Raw genomic sequence first — 4,813 nt, 5'->3', positions numbered from 1 at the left:
GGGCCTGACCGTCCGCAAGAAATCCGCCGCGCTGCTGCAGGTGGTCGAGATCCACTCGCCGAAGCACACATTCGACTCGCTCTATCTCAGCAATTACGCGACGATCAACCTGGTCGACGCGCTCGCCCGCATCAACGGCGTCGGCCAGGTCAGCCTGTTCGGCCCGCTCGATTACTCGCTCCGGGTCTGGCTCGATCCGAACCGGCTGACGGCGCTCAGCCTGACACCGAGCGACGTCATCTCCGCGGTCCAGGGCCAGAACGTGCAGGCGGCGCTCGGCCGCATCGGAGCCGCCCCGGTCAGCAGCGACCAGCAATACCAGCTCACGGTCAAGACGCAGGGCCGCCTCACCAAGCCGGAGGAATTCGCCAATATCGTGCTGCGCACCAATCCGGGCGGCTCGGTCGTGCGCGTCAGGGATGTGGCGCGCGTCGAGATCGGGGCCCGCACGGCCGATCGCTACAGCCGTTTCAACGGCGCGCCGGGCGCCGCCATGGGCATCTACCAGTCGCCCGGCGCCAATGCGATCGATGTCGCCAAGAAGGTGCGGGCGACGATGGAGGCGCTCTCCAAGCGCTTCCCCGAGGATCTCGCCTACGGCATCTTCTTCGACACCACGGTCTTCGTCAGCGCCACGATCGACGAGGTCATCCGCACCCTGCTCGAAGCCTTCGTGCTGGTCGGCCTCGTCGTCTTCCTCTTCCTCGGCAAGCTGCGCACCACCATCATCCCGCTGGTCGCGGTACCGGTCTCGATCATCGGCACCTTCGCCGTCATGCTGGTGATCGGCTTCACCGCCAACACGGTCTCCCTGCTCGCGCTCGTGCTCGCCATCGGCATCGTCGTCGACGACGCCATCGTGGTGATCGAGAATGTCGAGCGCGTCGTCGAGGAGGAGCCGGAGCTTTCGATCGCGGACGCGACCAAGAAGGCGATGGCCGAGATCACCGGGCCGATCATCGCCATCACCTTCGTGCTGCTCGCGGTCTTCGTGCCGGTCGCCTTCATTCCCGGCATCAGCGGCCAGCTCTTCCGGCAATTCGCGGTCGCCGTCTCGACCGCCATGCTGATCTCGGCAATCAACGCCCTGACGCTGAGCCCGGCGCTCTGCTCGATCCTGATCAAGCGCGGCCATGGCGGCGGCGGGCCGATGCGCTACGTGATGAACGGCATCGACAAGGTCCGCGACGGCTATGCCGCGATCGTCAGGCGCCTGGTCAGGGTCGCCGTCGTCGTCCTGTTCGTGCTCGCCGGCATCCTGGCCGCGACGGGCGGGCTGTTCCTGACCACGCCGCAGAGCTTCCTGCCGGAAGAGGACCAGGGCGCCTTCTTCATCGCGATGCGCCTGCCCGAAGGCGCCTCGGTGAACCGGACCGCGGCCGTGGTCGAGCAGGTCGAGAGCATCGTCCGGCCGGTCGCCGGCGTCCAGGGCGTGCTTTCCGTCGTCGGCTTCAATTTCATCGACGGCCTCGCCTCCTCCAACCAGGCCTTCTTCGTCATCCGCCTGAAGCCGTTCGAGGACCGCAAGGATCCGGCGCAAGGGGTCGGCGCGATCATCGGGGCGCTGCGGCCGCAGCTTGCCGCCGTGCAGCAGGCAACGGTCTTTCCGTTCAACCTGCCGCCGATCATCGGGCTCGGCAGCACCGGCGGCTTCCAATATGTGCTCGAAGCCCTGCAGGGCCAGTCGCCGACCGACATCGCAGCCACGATGCGCGGCCTGCTCATCGCCGCCAACCAGCAGCCCGAGCTCGCCGCGGTCTTCAGCACCTTCGCCGCCGACACCCCGCAGATCTATCTTGATATCGACCGCGACAAGGCGCAGGTGCTCGGCGTCCAGATCGCCGACATCTTCAACGCCCTCCAGGCGACGCTCGGCGGCTTCTACGTCAACGACTTCAACGTCTTCGGCCGGACCTGGCAGGTCAATGTCCAGGCCGAGACGCCCTTCCGCCGGGCCGTGACCGATATCGGCAAGATCTATGTCCGCGGCAAAACCGGCGCGATGGTGCCGCTGAACGCGCTCTCGCAGGTGCGCCTCGTCACCGGGCCGCAGGCCCTGACCCGCTACAATGGCTACCGGGGCGCGATCGTCAACGGCTCGCCGAAGCCCGGCGTCAGCTCGGGTCAGGCGATCCAGGCCATGGAGCGCATCTCGGCGACGACCCTGCCGGCGGGCTTCGGTTTCGAATGGACCGGCACGGCCCTGCAGGAGAAGGCCGCAAGCGGCGGCACCCCGATCGTCATCGCGCTCGCCCTGCTCTTCGCCTATCTCTTCCTCGTCGCGCTCTACGAGAGCTGGAACGTGCCGATCGCGGTGCTGCTCTCGGTCACGGTCGCGGTGCTCGGCGCAGTCGCCTCGGTTGCGCTGACCGGCGTCAGCCTCGGCGTCTACGCCCAGATCGGCCTCGTCGTGCTGATCGCGCTCGCGGCGAAGAACGGCATCCTGATTGTCGAATTCGCGCTGGAGCAACGCGCCAAGGGCGAGTCGATCATCGATTCCGCCGTGTCCGGCGCCAGGCTGCGCTTCCGCCCGGTGATGATGACGAGCTTTGCCTTCATCCTCGGTCTGCTGCCGCTGGTGATTGCCACGGGGGCCGGCGCGCTCAGCCGGCGGGCGGTCGGCACGCCGGTCTTCGGCGGCATGCTCTTCGCCTCGATCTTCGGCATCTTCCTGATCCCGATGCTCTATGTCGTGTTCCAGCGGATGCGCGAGCGCAGCAGGGGCAGGCCGAAAGACGCGGCCCCGGCCAGCGAGCCGGCCCCCGCCCCGGGCCCTGGACACTGAGCCCAGGTCCGGTGCCGGAGCGTCCGCTCAGGCTTGGATCACAGATCCCGCGTGCGGTCGGGGAGCTTGTCGATCGCCTCGTCCGCGCCCTGGTCCTTCTTGAGCACGCCTTCGCGCAGAACCTTGGTGGCCGCGTCGGCCTCCTTCTTCGTGTCGCCGGGAAGAGGTGCCGTCTCGGGCGTAGCAGTGAGACCGATATCCTTGGGCTTCTTGCCGTCATTGCGGGCCGTTGCCGCGAATGTGGCAAGGGATTCGGGTTGTTTGGCCATTGGAGCCTCCCTGGTTTCCAGGGTAACCCGCCAGCCAGCGAACCTGTTCCAGGGCGTTATCGGCAACAGCCCTGGCCGAAGGCGCCGACAGTCGCGCCGCGATAGTGAAACCGGACGGCGCCCATCAGGCAAATTGCCCCTCACGGCACGACCGGCCGAGGCCGGCCTGCCGTGAGGGGCGCGGTCGCCGCGCTCAGGCGACCTTGGCGTGCACCGTTCCGATGCCCTCGACATGGCCCTCCATCACGTCACCGCGGACGATGGCGCCGACGCCCGACGGCGTGCCGGACATGATCAGGTCGCCCGGCTGCAACTCGAACAGGCCGGAGAGATACGAGATCATCTCCGGCACCTTCCAGATCATGTGGTTGAGATCGCCCTGCTGGCGGATTTCGCCATTCACCTTGAGCCAGACCGCACCGTTCTCGGGATGGCCGATCGTGCTCGCAGGCACGATTTCGCTGAGCGGCGCGGAATGCTCGAAGGCCTTGCCGATCTCCCAGGGCCGGCCCGCCTTCTTGCACTCGTCCTGCAGATCGCGCCGCGTCATGTCGAGGCCCACCGCATAGCCATAGACATGCTCGAGCGCGCGCTCGACCGGGATATCCTTGCCGCCCTTGGCAAGGGCGACCACCATCTCGATCTCGTGGTGCACATTGCTGCTGCGCGGCGGATAGGGGAAATCGGCGCCATCGAGGACGACGCTGTCGGGGTTCTTCTGGAAGAAGAAGGGCGCCTCGCGGTTGGGGTCGCCGCCCATCTCGATGGTGTGGGCGGCATAGTTGCGGCCAACGCAGTAGATGCGGTGAACGGGGAACCGGCTTTGCGTCCCCCGCACCGGGACCGTGACCTGTTCCGGGGCCTGGACGACATGGTTCTGAGGCGTGGCGATATTCATCTTGCGGGATCCTTCGTTGGCAAGAGAGGTCTTCAGCGCGCGGCGGCGTAATAGCCGAACCGACGTTCGAGCCGGGCGAGCAGTTCGTTGAGGGTGAAGGCGAAGGCGAAGAGCACGAGCAGCAGCGCCCAGAAATGCTCCATCAGGAAATGCGATTGGTAGATTTCGAAGAGCGTGCCGAAGCCGACGACGGAGACCAGCAGCTGCCCTATGACCACGCCCTTGACGGCGCGGATCATGCCGAGCCGGATGCCCGCCAGGATTTCGGGGAGTGCCGCCCACAGATAGATCCGGCTGAAGGCCTGCCAGCGATTGGCGCCGAAGCTGCGCGCCATCTCGACCAGCGAGGGCGAAATGGCGCGGATGCCGGCGCGCGTGTTGAGCACGATGATCCACATCGAGAAGAGCACGACGGTCAGCACGATCGTCGTCTCGCCCAGCCCGAACAGCACCATGATGACCGGCACCAGCGCGCTGAGCGGCGCGGAGAGGAAGAGGTTCACCCAGGGCAGGAGAAGCCGGTCGGCAATGACCGAGCGGCCCATCACGATGCCGAGCGGGACGCCGACGCAGATCGCAATCGTGTTGCCGAGCAGGAAAGCGCGGCCGGTGATCAGCAGTGCGTCGAGGAAGGAGGCTGTCGGGACGATCTCGAAGACGCGCCAGATGATGCGCGACAGCGGCGGCAGGATGAAGCCGGCATCGGTATGACCGGCGATCTCCCAGATCACGGCCCAGACGAGAAGCGCCGCCATCATCGGAAGGCGGATACCTGAAATGACCATGGCCGACTCCTAGTCCAAGTAATGCCGGAGCTGCTGCCAGATCGCCTCGACGACATCGAGATAGGCACTGTCACGC

4 protein-coding genes are annotated in these 4,813 nt (G+C 66.5%); 1 reads left to right on the top strand and 3 read right to left on the bottom strand.

Annotated elements, in window-relative coordinates:
• Positions 1–2,785 (top strand): efflux RND transporter permease subunit (locus AC1DJT_RS34560; protein ID WP_476835853.1); only part of this gene is annotated, 2,785 nt, incomplete at its 5' end.
• Positions 2,786–2,823: 38 nt separating this feature from the next.
• Here AC1DJT_RS34560 and AC1DJT_RS34555 read toward each other — a convergent pair.
• The 3 genes from AC1DJT_RS34555 to AC1DJT_RS34545 form a co-directional block, all read right to left on the bottom strand.
• Positions 2,824–3,054 carry a hypothetical protein gene (locus AC1DJT_RS34555; protein WP_441492255.1) on the bottom strand — a complete coding sequence of 77 codons (231 nt, stop codon included), beginning with the start codon at positions 3,052–3,054 and terminating at the stop codon, positions 2,824–2,826.
• Positions 3,055–3,247: 193 nt separating this feature from the next.
• Positions 3,248–3,952 (bottom strand): fumarylacetoacetate hydrolase family protein, encoded by a 705-nt coding sequence (locus AC1DJT_RS34550; RefSeq protein WP_476768201.1) that lies wholly within the window; start codon positions 3,950–3,952, stop codon positions 3,248–3,250.
• 32 nt (positions 3,953–3,984) lie between these two features.
• Positions 3,985–4,737 (bottom strand): ABC transporter permease, encoded by a 753-nt coding sequence (locus AC1DJT_RS34545; RefSeq protein WP_441492253.1) that lies wholly within the window; start codon positions 4,735–4,737, stop codon positions 3,985–3,987.
• Between the last annotated feature and the right edge of the window lie 76 nt (positions 4,738–4,813).

This window comes from Allobosea sp. 05T422_2 (genome assembly GCF_056396265.1).
The sequence above is the reverse complement of the archived record's forward strand: the minus strand, read 5'-3'. Positions and strand labels throughout refer to the sequence as shown.